The 15901-nt window shown below is 62.3% G+C and carries 15 protein-coding genes and 1 riboswitch; of the genes, 3 read left to right on the top strand and 12 right to left on the bottom strand.

Going from position 1 to position 15901, the window contains the following annotated elements; translation table 11 throughout:
• Positions 1 to 5: 5 nt before the first annotated feature.
• From ACNAOT_RS14985 to ACNAOT_RS14960, 6 genes are all read right to left on the bottom strand, one after another.
• Complete coding sequence (locus tag ACNAOT_RS14985; RefSeq protein ID WP_420181176.1) at positions 6 to 830, bottom strand: class I SAM-dependent methyltransferase; 825 nt, start codon at positions 828 to 830, stop codon at positions 6 to 8.
• A gap of 76 nt (positions 831 to 906) precedes the next feature.
• The gene (locus ACNAOT_RS14980) at positions 907 to 2316 is read right to left on the bottom strand and encodes an aminotransferase class V-fold PLP-dependent enzyme (protein WP_420178436.1); all 1410 of its coding nucleotides are present in this window, start codon (positions 2314 to 2316) and stop codon (positions 907 to 909) included.
• A 32-nt stretch (positions 2317 to 2348) separates the two neighbouring features.
• Positions 2349 to 2462: riboswitch (SAM riboswitch) on the bottom strand.
• Positions 2463 to 2642: 180 nt separating this feature from the next.
• On the bottom strand, positions 2643 to 3455 hold the full coding sequence (gene hisN, locus ACNAOT_RS14975) for a histidinol-phosphatase (protein ID WP_091468486.1): 813 nt from the start codon (positions 3453 to 3455) through the stop codon (positions 2643 to 2645).
• A 56-nt stretch (positions 3456 to 3511) separates the two neighbouring features.
• Positions 3512 to 4627: a ribosome small subunit-dependent GTPase A gene (locus ACNAOT_RS14970; RefSeq protein ID WP_178996844.1), complete on the bottom strand. Its 1116-nt coding sequence runs from the start codon at positions 4625 to 4627 to the stop codon at positions 3512 to 3514.
• 2 nt (positions 4628 to 4629) lie between these two features.
• Entirely contained in the window at positions 4630 to 6012 is a 1383-nt protein-coding gene (aroA, locus tag ACNAOT_RS14965) for a 3-phosphoshikimate 1-carboxyvinyltransferase (RefSeq protein WP_420178435.1), read from the bottom strand.
• A gap of 6 nt (positions 6013 to 6018) precedes the next feature.
• Positions 6019 to 6534: a DoxX family membrane protein gene (locus tag ACNAOT_RS14960; RefSeq protein ID WP_178996843.1), complete on the bottom strand. Its 516-nt coding sequence runs from the start codon at positions 6532 to 6534 to the stop codon at positions 6019 to 6021.
• A 181-nt stretch (positions 6535 to 6715) separates the two neighbouring features.
• Between ACNAOT_RS14960 and ACNAOT_RS14955 the strand changes: the two genes are divergently transcribed.
• Together ACNAOT_RS14955 and rsrA are read left to right on the top strand one after the other, a co-directional pair.
• Positions 6716 to 7510 (top strand): sigma-70 family RNA polymerase sigma factor, encoded by a 795-nt coding sequence (locus tag ACNAOT_RS14955; protein WP_420178434.1) that lies wholly within the window; start codon positions 6716 to 6718, stop codon positions 7508 to 7510.
• On the top strand, positions 7507 to 7767 hold the full coding sequence (rsrA, locus tag ACNAOT_RS14950; protein WP_017198486.1) for a mycothiol system anti-sigma-R factor: 261 nt from the start codon (positions 7507 to 7509) through the stop codon (positions 7765 to 7767). Before ACNAOT_RS14955 ends, rsrA begins: the two co-directional genes overlap by 4 nt.
• 102 nt (positions 7768 to 7869) lie before the next feature.
• On the opposite strand, the gene ACNAOT_RS14945 is transcribed toward rsrA, so the two are convergent.
• The 4 genes from ACNAOT_RS14945 to ACNAOT_RS14930 all read right to left on the bottom strand — a co-directional run bounded on the left by ACNAOT_RS14945 (position 7870) and on the right by ACNAOT_RS14930 (position 10650).
• Positions 7870 to 7944, bottom strand: a complete 75-nt coding sequence (locus tag ACNAOT_RS14945) for a 50S ribosomal protein bL37 (RefSeq protein WP_369299106.1) — start codon at positions 7942 to 7944, stop codon at positions 7870 to 7872.
• Positions 7945 to 8057: 113 nt separating this feature from the next.
• Positions 8058 to 8672 (bottom strand): PadR family transcriptional regulator, encoded by a 615-nt coding sequence (locus tag ACNAOT_RS14940; RefSeq protein WP_420178433.1) that lies wholly within the window; start codon positions 8670 to 8672, stop codon positions 8058 to 8060.
• Positions 8672 to 9520 carry a DUF4097 family beta strand repeat-containing protein gene (locus ACNAOT_RS14935; protein WP_420178432.1) on the bottom strand — a complete coding sequence of 283 codons (849 nt, stop codon included), beginning with the start codon at positions 9518 to 9520 and terminating at the stop codon, positions 8672 to 8674. Before ACNAOT_RS14935 ends, ACNAOT_RS14940 begins: the two co-directional genes overlap by 1 nt.
• A gap of 104 nt (positions 9521 to 9624) precedes the next feature.
• Complete coding sequence (locus ACNAOT_RS14930; RefSeq protein ID WP_256871376.1) at positions 9625 to 10650, bottom strand: serine hydrolase domain-containing protein; 1026 nt, start codon at positions 10648 to 10650, stop codon at positions 9625 to 9627.
• Between ACNAOT_RS14930 and ACNAOT_RS14925 the strand changes: the two genes are divergently transcribed.
• Complete coding sequence (locus tag ACNAOT_RS14925) at positions 10649 to 10945, top strand: hypothetical protein (protein ID WP_256871377.1); 297 nt, start codon at positions 10649 to 10651, stop codon at positions 10943 to 10945. The two genes, ACNAOT_RS14930 and ACNAOT_RS14925, sit on opposite strands and share 2 nt — an antisense overlap.
• On the opposite strand, the gene ACNAOT_RS14920 is transcribed toward ACNAOT_RS14925, so the two are convergent.
• Both ACNAOT_RS14920 and ACNAOT_RS14915 read right to left on the bottom strand, forming a co-directional pair.
• On the bottom strand, positions 10923 to 11522 hold the full coding sequence (locus ACNAOT_RS14920) for a GDSL-type esterase/lipase family protein (protein ID WP_026005442.1): 600 nt from the start codon (positions 11520 to 11522) through the stop codon (positions 10923 to 10925). The genes ACNAOT_RS14925 and ACNAOT_RS14920 overlap by 23 nt on opposite strands.
• Positions 11523 to 11660: 138 nt before the next feature.
• Complete coding sequence (locus ACNAOT_RS14915) at positions 11661 to 15455, bottom strand: multifunctional oxoglutarate decarboxylase/oxoglutarate dehydrogenase thiamine pyrophosphate-binding subunit/dihydrolipoyllysine-residue succinyltransferase subunit (protein WP_420178431.1); 3795 nt, start codon at positions 15453 to 15455, stop codon at positions 11661 to 11663.
• Positions 15456 to 15901: the final 446 nt, after the last annotated feature.

The raw sequence follows: 15901 nt of genomic DNA, 5'->3' as shown, positions 1-15901 counted from the left end.
CAAGCCTACCGTGGCGTTGTACCTTGAACCTTGACTGCCCGCCAGGTCTGCGTCATGTAGGGCAACCCGATGGTTTCACCAGGGACATGGCCGAGGTGGTCGTAGAGGTACCACTCCAGGTTGCCCATGACCTTCGCACGGGTGGCGTCGTTGGCGCGGAGGTAGTAGCTGCGCGACTTGGTCAGTTCCATGATGTCCTCCGGCGTCAGGGCATCCTCCCACCGGGTCAGATGACTTTCCAAACCTTCAAACTCCGGGCCGATGACTGGCCGGAATCCGGGCTTGTGGACATCGCCTGCATGCATGATGCGTGAAAGGCGGTGAACCCACGGGATTGAAGTGTCCAGTTGATTCCAGATCAGTCCCAAGATCCCATGAGGCCGCAGGATCCGGGCGATCTCCGTGCTCGCTGCGAGGGGCTCGCACCAGTGCCAGGCCTGGGCAACGCTGACGACGTCGAATGCTGAGTCCGTCAGTCCAGTTGCCTCGGCCGTTCCCTCCAGCGCACTGACGTGGGGGTAGGCTTTTCGCAATTGCTCCAACATGTCCGTGGAAGGATCGACCGCGGTAACCGCCAAGCCGCGTTCTACGAGGAGTGCCGTGAACTTTCCTGTGCCGGCTCCGAGGTCCGCCGCTGACCTTGCCCCCGGAGGAACCAGCCAGTCCACGGAATCGGCGGGGTAGCCGGGTCGCACGCGGTCATAGTGTTCGCCGCCGTCCTGGAAGCTCTGACCGAGTTCATGCCGGCGGGAAGCATGCAGCCTTGGACCACGCGGCCCGGCTGGTCCGGGAGTACGTGGCTGTCCGCTGGAGGCAGCCGGTGAACGCAGGGCCACGAAAGCTCCTTCACAGGGTCGCTAAAAGTACCCTATGAATTTACCGCAGTGTTCCTGGTCCGCAGTGTTCCTAGTCAACAGTGCAGGGAGCTGCGCCCGCAGTGCCGGGAGTGTTCGGGGCCCATTCGGGGTAGCTGCGATGGTCATTTGCAGGAACCCAACGGCCCTCGTCCACCACGTAGTCCCATCCCAGTCCGTCGCGCTTGAGTCCTTCGATGCCTGCGAGCAGCCTGGTGGCGTCCTCCAACCGGGAGCCGACGCCGAAGCTGGCGCGCAGGGATCCGGAGGGGAGCCCGAGGCGTTTGAGGAGCGGGTGGGCGCAGAACCGGCCATCACGGAGGCCAACCCCGTGCTCGGCCGCCAGGTAAGCCGCAACCAGCCCGGCGTCGAATCCTTCTACGGAGAAGTTGACCACACCGATGGTGTCCAGGGAGTCAGCGAAGATCTTGTGGACGGTCACGCCATCGATGGCCTCCAGGCCCTGCACCAGGTACGAGCGGATGGCGGACTCGTGGGCATGCCACGCGTCCTGATCGAGCCCTGCGAGGACTTGGGTGGCGCGGGCAAGTGTCGCGGCGCCCAGCACGTTGGGGGAGCCGCCCTCGTGGCGCGCCGGGCCCGCGGCCCAGCTCACTGAGTCCAGGCGCGCTTCACGTACCGCGCCGCCTCCGGCCAGGTGCGGTATGCCGGCGTCGAGCCAGTCCGGACGACCCACCACGACACCCGCGCCGAAGGGGGCATAAAGCTTGTGTCCGGAGAAGACGATGTAGTCGACGTCCGCCTCGGTGATGTTGATCCGGCGATGAGGTGCGAGCTGCGCAGCGTCCACCACGATCCTTGCGCCGTGTTCGTGGGCAAGCGAAGCAAGGCGCGCGATGGGAAGAATTTCCCCCGTCACGTTCGAGGCGCCGGTAACAGCCAGCAGGCTGACCCCGCCCTGGGCAAGTTCGGCCTCGAGCTTGTCCACCGTTTCGGCCAGGGTTGGTGCCGCGACGACGCTGCGGTGGGGGACTCCCTGCCACGGAAGCAAGTTGGCGTGGTGCTCGATGTCCAAGTACAGGACCTCGCCCGCAAATTGGCCATCCACCTGCGGGAGGCATCCGGCCAGGAGGTTCAACGAGTCAGTGGTGTTCCGTGTGAAGATCACTGAGTCATCGGCACGCCCGCCGACGAAATCACGGACGATGTTCCGCGAGTTCTCGTACACCGACGTGCTGATTTGGGAGGCGTACCCGGCGCCCCGGTGAACGCTGGCGTAGTAGGGCAGGACCTCGTTGAGGTAGGCCGAAACGATGGTCAGGGCCGGGGCCGATGCGCCGTAGTCCAAGTTTGCGTAGCGGACGTGGCCACCCTGAATCAGGGGAGCCTGAAGCTCAGCGCCAGTGACCGCGGCAAGCGGACGCAGAGCGGTTATCGTCTCCGCTGTGGATTCTTCAACAAAGGACGGAATGGTGGTGGAGTTGAACGTGACAGTACTCATGGAACCTCACTCAAGAGGGACCCCCATAGGGGGATCCGCGCTTGCCGCATCCGTTCCGGACCGGCCGGGTCGTCACCCGGGGCACCCCACCGCGAATGGAGGGTTGCCGGCCAGCAAACCGGGGTTTAGCGCTGGCACTCGTGACCTGTAAAAAAGGCTAAGGCACGTCCGGGGAGGCTTCCAAAGCCGCTTCCTTTTGTTAAGCCCTTTGTTACGTCGAATGCGAAATCCCTTCTTCGCCGAATAAAAAACGGCGGAGACCCCCTGCGGGGGCCATCCGCCGTCGAAAATTCCGCCTGCCGCTGGGTGGCCAGGCGTGGATAAGTTTAGAGAAGGTCGTCCAATCCGGGGTTGAGGCGCTTGAGGACCTCGGAGTGCAGGATCGAGTTGGTGGCCAGGGCGTTACCGCCAAACGGACCGTCTTCGCCTTCCAAGGATGTGAAACGGCCGCCTGCCTCGGTGACGATCGGGACGAGTGCTGCCATGTCGTAGAGGTTCAGTTCAGGCTCGCAAGCGATATCCACTGCCCCCTCGGCCACGAGGCAATACGACCAGAAATCACCATAGGCGCGTGTCCGCCAGATGTCTTCCGTCAGCCCCAGGAATTCATCCAGGTTGCCGCGTTCCTTCCACCCCGAAAGGCTGGAATATGACATGGAGGCGTCAGCCAGGCGGGAAACGTTGGACACCTTGAGCCGCGTTGCCGAGGCCAGGGAGCGGCCCATGTAGGCGCCCATGTCCTTCGCAGCCCACCATCGCTTGCCCAGCGCAGGCGCACTGACTACGCCCACCACAGGTTCCCCCTCATCCACGAGGGCGATCAACGTTGCCCACACCGGGACACCACGGACAAAGTTCTTGGTCCCGTCGATGGGGTCTATGATCCAGCGACGTGAACCGTGACCGCTGCTGCCGAACTCCTCGCCCAGGACCGCGTCCCGCGGACGGGAGCGGGACAGTTGACCGCGGATTGCTTCCTCTGCGGCCTTGTCAGCGTCAGTGACAGGTGTGAGGTCGGGCTTGGTTTCGATCTGCAGGTCCAGTGCCTTGAAGCGATCCATGGTCTGGGCGTCGACTGAATCGGCGAGGACGTGGGCCAGGCGCAGGTCATCGTTGTAGGTGGAAACGGGATGGGTCATGCCACCAAACTATCCTGAATCGTTCGCTGCATTGGGGACGTGAAGCAGACAACGAATCAGTTGACGGTGCCCAGTTCCTTGGTCTCTTTCGCTTCGAGCCTTGGGTCTGCACCCAGCAAGCGGCGCAAGGAGGCCAACCGGGCCACTCCCGATGGCCCGGCATGGCCATCGTTCACCCATGCATCCAGCCCGCAATTGGTGGCTGTGGCACCGTGCTTGCAGCCGCGGTCGCAGGTCTCGGTGCCGGGCTCAAGGTCCGGGAACGAGTGCAGTATCCGGTCCGGATCCACATGCGCCAAGCCGAAGGAGCGGATTCCGGGAGTATCGATGATCCAGCTGCCGGACGGTGCATCGTCCAGCTTCAACGCCAAAGCCGAGGATGATGTGTGCCTGCCACGGCCCGTAACCGCGTTGACGCCTCCAGTGGCGCGCTCTGCGCCTGTCAGCGCGTTGACCATGGTGGATTTGCCAACGCCGGAGTGACCGAGCATGACGGTGACTTTTCCACCCAAGTGCGAGCGGAGTTGGGATACGGCGACCTTGTCCAGCCGGGCTGATAGTCCGTCATCGGAACGGGCATCGATGCCGCCGGCCTCGGAGTCAGCGGTCCGGCTGATGATTACGGGAAAATCCAAGCTCAGGTAATTGGCCAGGAGTTCCGCCGGGTCCTTCACATCCGCCTTGGTGATGAGCAGCAACGGCTCGATGCCGGCGTCGTACGCTGCGACCAAGGCGCGATCAATGAATCCGGTGCGTGGCTCCGGGTTGGCCGCCGCAACAACCACCACGAGCTGATCGGCGTTGGCCACGACCACCCGTTCGATGGGGTCCGTATCGTCGGCACTCCGGCGAAGGAGGGTCTTCCGCTCTTCCACCCGGACCAGGCGCGCCAAGGTATCGGGAGACCCGGAGACGTCACCCACCAATGCGACGAAGTCGCCGGGGACAACGGGGTTGCGTCGCAGTTCGCGGGCGCGGGCTGCGATAACGATCCGTTCGTCGGCGGAATCTTCGCCAACAATTGCCCTGTACCGTCCGCGGTCCACGGTGATGATCCTGCCTATTACGGCGTCATCGTGGCTGGGGCGATCCTTGGTGCGTGGCCTGGATCCTTTTTTGCTGGGACGGATCCGGACGTCGGATTCGTCCCAGGAGCGTGCGTCACGGCCCATGGTTAGTTGCTGGCCTCATCAAGATCGGTGTCGGCATCAGTTGGCTGCAGCATTGCTTCCCACATCTTTGGAAAATCCGGCATGGTCTTCGATGTCGTGGCGATGTCCTCAACCTGTACGCCTTCGACGGCGAGCCCCAGGATGGCCCCGGCAGTGGCCATGCGGTGGTCTGCGTAGCTGTGGACCACGCCGCTGTGAAGGGCCGACGGGCGGATAACCAGGCCATCGGCGGTCTCTTCCGCGTCGCCCCCGAGGCCGTTGATTTCGGCAACCAGCGCGGCGAGCCGGTCCGTTTCGTGTCCGCGGAGGTGGGCAATACCGGTCAGCCGGGAGGGGCCGCTGGCCAATGCGCACAGGGCGGCCACAGTGGGTGCCAATTCGCTTGTTTCGTCGAAGTCGGCACCCTTGATTTCTGCCCCGCCGGTCACCGTCAGTGTCCCGTTTTCGAAAGTTACTTCTGCTCCCATGGTGGTCAGGATGGTGCGCCACTGGTCGCCCACTTGTGTGGTCCCGGCCGGCCAATTGGGGATGCGGACGGTGCCGCGTGTGGCCAGCGCAGCGGCGAGGAAAGGTCCTGCATTTGAGAGGTCCTGTTCGATCCTCTGGTCAAAAGCGCGGATGGGTCCCGGAGAGACCCGCCAGTGGTTGGGCACGGAATCGTCCACGACGACGCCCACGCTGCGGAGGACTTCCACGGTCATGGTGATGTGGTCCAAGCTGGGGACGGGCTTGCCCACGTGTTCCAGATGCAGGCCATCAACGAAGCGGGCACCCACCAGCAATAACGCGGAAACGAACTGCGATGAGGCGCTGGCGTCGATGACAAGGTGGCCGCCCCGGACCTGGCCGGTTCCCTCTACGGCGAAGGGAAGGGACGACGGCGTCCTGCCGCCGTCTGCTGCCACTGGCACGCCGAGGGCGATCAACGCTTCGATGATGGTTCCCATGGGCCTCTTGCGGGCGTGGGGATCGCCGTCGAAGACGGTGACGCCCGTACGCAACGCAGCCAACGGGGGGACGAACCGCATGACAGTTCCGGCCAGCCCGCAGTCAATTGCCGTTTCAGCCCCTGTTGCGGCGGGATCCATGGGCGTAATTTCCAGGTCCGGCCCGAAGGATCCGTCCCCCGGTACCTCGGTGACGCTTGCCCCCAATTGCCGGAGGGCCTGGATCATGAGCGCAGAGTCGCGGGAATGAAGGGGAGCCCGCAGCCGTGAAGGACCATCCGCCAGTGCGGCCAACACCAGGAACCGGTTGGTCAGCGACTTTGAACCAGGGACCGTCACGGTTGCGTCCACGGGCCCCTTGGCGTACGGGGCCGGCCACAGTGGCAGCATGGTGGCGGCTTTGGTTGATTCGGTGTTTGCGGCGGTGGTACCGGTCATGCTTCCTTATGCTCCAACTGCGTTGTCAACGGCCTTGCGAACTGCTTTGTCTGCACGCTTGATCTGCTTGCCCGTCACCTTTTTGGCATCGGCAGCCAGGTGCTCCGCCCTCCAGGCGATGCTCGGCTGGCCCGCGGTATCAACAGAGGCCAGAAGCACACCACCCGTGAGGGAAATGTTCTTCAGCAGCTGGGCCTTGCGGGCACTTCGGCCTTCCTTGGTGCTGATATCGGCGGACCGCCACTCCACGTAGGAGTTCAAAGCCGACGTCACAGCCAGGACCGTGGCGGCAAAACGGGAGAGCTTGCCGAGCCCGAGCAAGGCTCCGGCGCCCAGTTGCGCCCCGCCGATGACGCGCGCCAAGGTCTTTTCATCAGTTTTGAAGGGAAGGGATTCCGAGGCACGGCGAAGGACTGGCGAGAGTTGCTTCGCAGTGTCGTCCGCGTTCCTGAGCTTATCCAGCCCTGCGACGACGAAGCTCGACGCGAGCATGGGACGTGCGAGAAAACGGATAACAGACATGTCTTGCCTCCTGGATGGCTTGCCACATTAGTTTGATAAGTGTTGTGTTCAAGGGGTGCAGTCTGCTCTAGTCTTGCACTTTTGCGGAATATTTACCCAGCAGCAGCCGTTGTGAACTTCAGGTGCGGTGGAGACCGGACTGCGGCATCGTGTTTGCCGCCTGTTGAACGGAGTTGGTTTTTTGACTTTGGTTAAGGACCGGTTGGTTCTGACGGAGCCTGCGTATGGGATGCAGCCGGAATCCCGGCAGCTGACAGTAGACTTGGCAACGATGAGCACCACTGAACCGGCCGCAGCGGCCATGTACCAGGCAACCGGCGCGGACGACGCGGCGGCTGTAACCGACGTCGATCCTGCTACGGAAACTCCAGAACAGCGGCGGGCGCGCTTTGAGCGCGACGCCATGCAGTACGTGGACCAGCTGTATTCGGCAGCCATGCGGATGGCACGCAACCCATCCGATGCTGAAGACCTGGTTCAAGAGGCTTACACCAAGGCGTTTTCTGCTTTTCACCAGTACAAGCCGGGGACCAACCTCAAGGCCTGGTTGTATCGCATCCTGACCAACACGTACATCAACCTTTATCGGAAGCGGCAGCGTGAGCCGCTGCAGTCCAACTCGGACACGATTGAGGATTGGCAGTTGGCCAAGGCAGAGTCGCATACTTCGGCTGGTTTAAGGTCCGCGGAGACTGAGGCCCTTGACCACCTCCCTGATTCCGACGTGAAGAACGCATTACAGTCGATCCCTGAGGAATTCCGGCTGGCCGTCTACTTCGCGGATGTTGAGGGGTATGCGTACAAGCAAATTTCAGAAATTATGAATACCCCGATCGGCACGGTCATGTCACGGTTGCACCGCGGCAGGAAGATGCTGCGGGACATGCTGGCGGATTACGCCGCCGAACGGGGCTTCAGGGCCCAAACCGAAGATCAGGCCGCGGCCGGAAGCAACAATCAGGAGAAAGAGAAATGAGCGACTGCCAGGGATTGGGCGATTGCGACGATACGCGAATGCAGCGGATCTACGAGTACCTCGACGGTGCGTTGACCCGCGAGGACTTAACTGAGATCAAGCAGCACCTGGACTCCTGCGAGGAGTGTGCCGAGCAGTATGACCTTGAGTGCCTCATTCGCACCATGGTCAAGCGATCATGCACTGAGTCCGCGCCGGAGAACTTGAAAAACTCCATCCTTGACAGGATTCACTCCATCAAGCCTGTGGACGCCTGATTCGGCTCTCATTCCACTCATTAGGGTTTAACATCGAAGGCCCCGGAAACCGCATGGTTTCCGGGGCCTTCGCTTTTAAGCCTGTGACGCTAAGCCGATGGCTTAGGTGTTGGGACGCTTGCCGTGGTTCGCGCCGCCGCGCTTACGGTCACGACGCTTACGTGCACGCTTGCTCATAGCTGGCCTCCTTCAAGGATTGATACTCAATAAAGCTGCCCTCCAGTTTCGCACATCAGAGCGCTGCGCCGCGAACCGGGCGGGTGTTGTGCTGCCTCGGAGCAGCCTCTTAGTCAGTTTCGCAGCGAGTTCCTGATCGAGATGCGGGCCTGGTCCAACACAGTGCGCACGGTTTCAAGGGCAATGGGAGTCAGCGGATGCGAGGCGCCATGCTGGCGCAATTCGACACGAATGTCGTCCCTGAAGGACTGAACCAATAGTTCCGCTTCCTTGAGGATGCGCTGGCCTTCGGGAGTGTAGCCCGCCGTCCTGCTCCGAAAAGCAGCCGAAGAGGCGCTGGTGCGCGCAGCCTCCGCTGTTGCCGCAAGATCTGCCCGCAGGCCACGCATATTTGCCCGGATGTCCTCCCGCAGGTCGTCTGCCAGCCTCCTGACGGAGGCCGATATGGTGTCCTCGACGGCGGCCAACTCCTGCCGGCGGCTGTCCAGCTCAGCACGGCCGGAATCGGTAATGAGGTATTTGGTGCGACGCCCTTCGGTCTCCGTGGCAACGAGGCCTTCCGCCTCCAGCTTTCCCAAGCGCGGGTAGATGGTTCCGGCGCTGGGGGAGTAGGTGCCGCCGAAGCGCTCGCCCAACTCCTTGATCAGCTCATAGCCGTGCTTCGGACCTGCCTCCAGCAAGGCAAGCAGGTACAGTCGCAGGGCGCCGTGGGCAAAAACCGGCGGCATCAGAGGCCCGCTTCCCCGGGGGCCGGGTGGCCGTTTTCCGGTGTGGGCGCCGATCCGTGCATGATGTAGGTCTTCCCGGACATCGTGTTGGTCCGAACCAGCATCAGCCTTTCGTCCGGGCCCACAATGGTGTGAACGTTGCTGCCAGGCTGGGCGTACATTTGGTCGTCGATCACCACGGTTCCGCTGGCCGATTTCGCTACGATGTCCAGGCCGACGTCGTGCGGCAGCCGGATGGTCAGGTCGCCGGAGACGGAGTTGGCGCCAAGGTCGTTGGTGTAGTCCTGGAGATCGAAGCTGAGGTCGCCGCTCACGGTGCTCGCACGGACATTCTTGAACTTGCCCGAGGCGGTAACTTCACCGGAGACGCTTTTGGCGGTGAGGACGCCGTCGTGGTTTCTGGCGATGACCTCGCCACTGACTGTGTTCACGTGCAGTTCGCCGCTTGTGTTGTCCGCCAGGACGGAACCGGAGACGGTGTTCAGGCGGATGCGCCCGCTGATGCCGGACACCATGCCGTCACCGCTCACGGTACCTGCTTCAACGTCGACGCCGGACGGCAGCGCAATGCCGACGATCACAGAGTTGGTGCTTGTGTTGTTGACGGTCCCCATCAGGTTGCGGAACCAGCCCTGAGGTCCTTGGAGTTGGTGGCGGACTTCCAGTCTGCCGTCAACAAGCGTGACCGTCAGGGGGTCGCCAGTGATCTCACTGATTTCGATACGGACGTATGGCTCGTCGTGTGTCACCACGTCAAAGCGGCCCCTAACGATGCCCAGTTTGAGAGAGCGGACCTCCTCTACATCTAGTGTTTGCGGGCCCGTCACGGTCCATAGTTCGTCAGACATGATCCCTCCAAGTTGCGATATATCGCGTTGCTTAGGAACACGATATATCGCGTCTGGTCCAGGGGCAATGGTTTGTTGGCTAATGCGGGACGGCAGGCCTAACGCTAAGGCCGGTAAATCTTGCCGATGAGCGAGCGGGCAATGATTACTGCGGGATCGCGGCCGTCGGCAGTGGGCGCCAAATTAGTCCACACCACCAGCGTGACGGAGTTTATGGGGTCACTGCCCATAAAGGTGTTGAAGCCTGGAAGTTCTCCGGTGTGGCCGAAGAGATTACCGAACTTCGCAATCCCCAAACCATACGAGGCGCCGTCCGGTTTGTCCGGGTTCGTGGGCGTGACGGTCTCAAGCCGCTTTTGTTGCAATTCAGCGTCCAGGAGCTTTCCGTTGACGAGGGCCTCACCAAGAGTCTTCAGATCAGTGGCCGTGGAGATCCCCGAACCCGCTGCCCAAGCCCACGATGGATTGACGTCAGTGACGTCGTTGGGTGCGAGCGTGCCAGCGATGGCTTCCTGCTGCATGGCCTCCGGGAGTGCGGGATTCGTCATGGTCAGGACGTTGTCCCCGAAGAAGTAGCCCTGGGGATGGGGTTCGGGAATACTGTTCGACGCGATGTCGGGGAACACTGTTCCCTTCATCCCCAGCGGCTCGAAGATGCGTTCCTTGAACAGTTGCCCCAACGGTTTCCCGTCGATCTTTTCGGCGATGAGGCCCAGCAGGACCGTGTTGGTGTTGGAGTAATGGAAACCCTGGCCAGGCGCAAAGTACGGTGGGTGTTTGTAGGCCAGGGCAAGAAGTTCGTCCGGTTGCCAAGCCCTTTGCGGGTCCGTGTCCATGGCCGAATTGAGCTCGAGGGTTTCCGTGTAGTTGAACAGCCCGCTCCGCATGGTCAGCAGCTGATCGATAGTGATGTTGTCCCCGTTGGGAACGTCGGGCCGGTGCCGGGACACCGGATCATCCAAGGAAAGCTTGCCCTCCTGGACCATCTGCAGAATGGCAGTTGTGGTCCAGGTCTTGGTGACGGAGCCCACCCGGATATGGTCCTCGGTGGATACTGCGCGCTGGGCGTCGCGGACTCCGGTGCCGTACGAAGCTGTGAGGGTTCCTTCAGGGGTAACCAACAGCATCATGGCCCCGGGTACGAGGACTTCCTTTGCCGTCCGCTCGAAGTCTGCGCGGAGGGTTCCGGCATCGAAGGGCTGCAATGCAGCCGAGGGCGTCGACGGCGATGGCGAAGTGGGTGATGGCGAAGTGGGTGATGGTGACGACGCAGGCGTAGCCGTAGACGACGTCGCTGAAGGAGCCGGTGGACCGGAACTGCAGGAAACTGTGGCTACCACCCCGGCAACAACGGCCGCTGTGAATGCTGCTCTGACAGAAACCTGCACGTTCCGCGTCATGGCTACTCCGGTTGAGCGATATTAAGCCACTGGAACCAGCCGCGGTGCAGAACAAGCCACGCAATCAATCCGTAGCCGGCCTGGCCCGGTGTTCCCCCATTGGCTGCGAGGTCCGTCCTCCACTGCTCATGATTGAGCAAGGGGGAGAAGGTGTCAACGTAATGGTGATTTCGGCGGGTGGTGACATCGGCAAACGCAGTGTTCAGTTCAGCAAGCCGCTTATTGCGTGTGGGATCAAGCGTGGGAGGCGGGCCCACCACAAAGACTTCCACGCTGCTGTGCGAAGCGCCATCAAGGATGTTGGCAAGATTCAAGCGGCTGCGCGCGGTGGACAGCCCAAACTCAAGATCCCGCCCCGAAAGGCCGATCACCAATCGATTCTCATGCGTATCACTGAAACGCCTGCCGGCTTCATCCTGCCAGCGGGCGGCAAGGCCCTCAGTACCTTCCATGGGGCAGGGGAGCGGGAAACTTTCCACCACGACGGAATCCTGGGGTGTGCGGGCCAGGACTCTTCCGAGCCAACCCAAGGCGCGGGGATCCCCCAGGCCCGCGAGCAGTTCATCTCCTACAGCTGCGATGCGCAGCTTCCTGTCTTCCACGGTTACCTCTTCACACTCGTTACGGTCCTTGCACGGTTTCCGGATCACCGGCCGGTTTGGGAACCGGGTACCTGTCCCATTAAACAGAACTGCCCGGCCTAAGGCGCGCTCATCGCTCCTCAGGCCGGGCAGTTTCGCTTACTTGCGTTCGAACGCCTGCTTGATCAGGGCGTCCTGTTCAGCGGCGTGGCGCTTCATGGAACCGGCAGCAGTGGATGCTGAAGCCGGACGTGAAACGAGGCGGAGCTTGCGGTCGAGCTCCGGTGCCAGATTCAGGCCCATGAACGGCCACGGACCCTGGTTGGCGGGCTCGTCCTGTGCCCACACGATGTCAGCGTTCGGGTACTTGGCGAGCTCGGCGTCGATCTCAGCCTTGGGCAGCGGGTACAGCTGCTCTACGCGGATGATCGCCGTGGACGTATCCCCGGACTTCTGGCGGTTGGACAGGAGGTCATAGTACAAGCGTCCGGAGACCAGGATGACGCGGTCCACATTGGCGGGCTGCACTTCTGGATCGCCGATAACCGTCTTGAATCCGCCGGTGGTGAAGTCCTCGACAGCCGAGGCGGCACCCTTGAGGCGGAGCAGCTGCTTAGGCGTGAAGATGATCAACGGCTTCCGTGGACGGCTGTAAGCCTGGCGGCGCAACAGGTGGAAGTGAGAGGCAGCCGTGGTTGGGTTGGCCACGATCATGTTGTCCTCGGCGCACATCTGCAGGAAGCGTTCGATGCGTGCAGACGAGTGGTCCGGCCCCTGGCCTTCGTAGCCGTGCGGGAGCATGAGCACCAGCGAGGAGCGCTGGCCCCATTTCTGTTCGGCCGAGGAAATGAACTCGTCAATAATGGTTTGCGCACCGTTGACGAAGTCACCGAACTGGGCTTCCCAGAGGACCAAGGCATCGGGGCGCTCAACCGAGTAGCCGTATTCGAAGCCCATGGCAGCGTATTCGGACAACAGGGAGTCGTAGATCCACAACTTGGCCTGGTCGTCGGAAAGGTTGCCCAGTGGCAGCCATTCGTTGCCGTTGGCGCGGTCGTGGAACACAGCGTGACGCTGGACGAACGTCCCGCGACGGGAGTCCTGTCCGGCCAGGCGAACGGGTACGCCTTCCATGATCAGCGAGCCAAAGGCTGCGATCTCGCCAAAGCCCCAGTCGATGCCGCCTTCACGGGACATCTGCTCACGCTTCTCCAGGAGTTGCTTGAGCTTGGAGTGAACGGTGAAGCCGTCCGGAATTTCCAGGTGCGCCTTGCCGATGCGGGCAAGGGTCTCTGCGGAAATCGCCGTGGACGCGGGCGAATTGGTGCCGAAGTCCGACTGCTGGGCAATGGGACGCTCGATGTCCGAGACCGCCGCGGAGTCAGCCGTGATGATCGGGATCGGCGACGTCTGCGCAGCGTGCGTTTCGGCGAAGACGCGCTCGAGGCGCTCCTGGTAGTCGCGGAGCAGCTGCTCTGCTTCTTCCTCGGTGATGTCCCCACGGCCGATGAGCGACTCGGTGTACAACTTGCGAACGGAGCGCTTGGCTTCGATCAGGTTGTACATGAGCGGCTGGGTCATCGAGGGGTCGTCGCCTTCGTTGTGGCCGCGACGGCGGTAGCAGACCATGTCGATGACGACGTCCTTGTGGAAACGCTGGCGGAACTCGTAGGCGAGCTGTGCAACGCGCACCACGGCCTCGGGGTCATCGCCGTTCACGTGGAACACAGGGGCCTGGATCATCTTGGCAACGTCCGTGGAGTATGTGGACGAACGCGAAGACGACGGAGCAGTGGTGAAGCCCACCTGGTTGTTGACGATCACGTGGATGGTACCGCCGGTGCGGTAACCGCGCAGCTGCGAGAGGTTGAGGGTTTCAGCCACAACACCCTGGCCTGCGAAGGCTGCGTCGCCGTGGACCATGATGGGCAGAACCGGGAAGGATTCGCCCTGGTCAAGGCGATCCTGCTTGGCGCGGACGATGCCTTCCAGCACGGAGTCGACTGCCTCGAGGTGGGACGGGTTGGCGGCGAGGTAAACCTTGGTCTGCTTGCCGTTGTCCGATGTGAAGGTGCCTTCGGTGCCGAGGTGGTACTTGACGTCACCGGATCCCTGGACCGAGCGGGGGTCCTGGGTGCCCTCGAATTCGCGGAAGACCTGCGCGTAGGTCTTGCCTGCAATGTTGGTCAGCACGTTAAGGCGGCCACGGTGGGCCATGCCGATGGCAACTTCGTCCAGGCCGTCGTCGGCTGCGTCTGAAATGACGGCGTCGAGCAGCGGAATAAGCGACTCGCCACCCTCAAGGGAGAAGCGCTTCTGGCCGACGAATTTGGTCTGCAGGAAGGTCTCGAATGCCTCAGCAGCGTTGAGCTTGGAGACGATGCGCAACTGCTCTTCGCGGCTGGGCTTGGAGTACGGGTGCTCCAACTGGTCCTGGAACCACTTGCGCTCGGCGGGCTCCTGGATGTGCATGTACTCGATGCCGGTGGTGCGGCAGTAGGCGTCACGCAGTACGCCAAGGATGTCACGGAACTTGAGCTGCGGCTTGCCGCCGAAACCGCCGGTGGGCCATTCCCGGTCCAGGTCCCAGAGGGTCAAGCCATAGGTCAGGACGTCAAGGTCCGGGTGTTTGCGCTGGACGTATTCCAGGGGATCGGTGTCAGCCATCAGGTGGCCACGCACACGGTAGGAGTGGATCAACTGCTGGATGCGCGCAACCTTGTTGATCTCGTCAGCGGGGTCAACCTGGAGATCCGGGCTCCAACGCACCGGCTCGTACGGAATGCGCAGGGCTTCGAAGATTTCGTCGTAGAAGTTCTGCGCGCCGAGGAGGAGCTGGTGAACAAGCTTGAGGAACTCGCCGCTGCCTGCGCCCTGAATGACGCGGTGGTCATAGGTGGAGGTCAGGGTCAGGATCTTGCTGATGGCGTTCTGGGCGATGATCTTCTCGCTGGCGCCCTGGAACTCAGCCGGGTAGTCAAGGGCACCGACGCCGATGATGGCAGCCTGGCCCTTGGAAAGACGCGGCACCGAGTGGACCGTACCAATTCCACCGGGGTTGGTCAGCGAGACGGTGGTGCCAGCGTGGTCATCAGCGGTCAGTTTGCCGTTGCGGGCGCGCTTGATGAGGTCCTCGTAGGTGTGCCAGAACTCGGCGAAGTCCATGGTCTCTGCCTTCTTGATGTTCGGAACCATCAAGAGGCGGGTGCCATCGGGCTTGGGCATGTCAATGGCGATGCCGAAGTTGACGTGAGCCGGCTGCACCGCGCTCGGCTTGCCATCGATTTCGTCGTAGTAGACGTTCATCGAGGGGAACTGGGAGAGCGCACGGACAACGGCATAACCGATGAGGTGGGTGAAGGAGACCTTGCCACCGCGGGCGCGGGCAAGGTTGGAGTTGATGACCACCCGGTTATCGATGAGCAGCTTGGCAGGAACTGCCCTGACGCTCGTGGCAGTGGGAACTTCAAGGCTGGTCACCATGTTGGTGGCAATAGCCTTGGCCGGGCCGCGGAGGACGGAAACGACGTCTTCCTCAGGTGCCGTGGGAGCCTTGGTGCTCTTGGGCAGCTGTGCCGGGATGGGCTGGGCCGTGGTGCCGGCGGCGGGCTTCTTTGCTCCGTCCCGGGCAACCGTGGCGGGTGCCTTTTTCGCCGGGGCGGGTGCCGCCGGTGCAGCCTCGGGGGCAGCTGCCGGAGCGGCCGGCGCCGGTGCCGGTGCCGCTGCAGACGGAGCTACCACGGGAAGTACTTGGGTTGGGGGATTGGCAGCCGTTGCGGCTGCGGAGGATCCGTTGGAAGAAGTGCCGTCACCGGAAGCAAAGGACTCGAAGAGCGGCCACCACTTGGCGTCGACCGAATTCTTGTCCTGTTGGTACCGCTCGTACAGTTCGTCAACGAGCCACTCGTTTCCGCCAAATTCCTCTGGTAGACGGTGGCTGGGCTGCTCTGGCACTTGAAATACGCCTCTTCCATGAGTGTTGTTTTCCCGCTGGCCACAGATGCTCTCCACAACGATGGGCCAGGGTCCGGGTCCCGCGAACTCAGACCCATGTCAGTCTAGTTAGGATCGTTGGTTAACTGCCAATAGTGGTGACCTAAATCATGTTGCGGCTGACTTAATGAGCATGTCCTTCATTCATGTAAGCGCACGTGACGCCAGCGAGGCGCCCTGGCCGGGTGGACTGTAGACTGAAATTCTTATGGACAGTAAATCTAGGTGCCGGCCTGGGAACTGTCGGGGGAGCCAATCTGGTAACTCCGCACAGCGCGCCCGTCGAGCCGGCAACACCCGTTCACATGCCCATCACGCGCCGGCGCTCACAGCCGGTGGTGCCGCAGACCATGCGTCCGCGGGACCCGACCAGCCTCCGCCGGGGCGAATCCCCGCGCCAGAGGCGT

It is taken from the genome of Paenarthrobacter sp. TA1.8 (genome assembly GCF_048595705.1).
In the GTDB taxonomy this organism is placed as follows: Bacteria; Actinomycetota; Actinomycetes; order Actinomycetales; family Micrococcaceae; genus Arthrobacter; species Arthrobacter nitroguajacolicus.
This window is presented reverse-complemented; position numbering and strand designations above follow the sequence as displayed.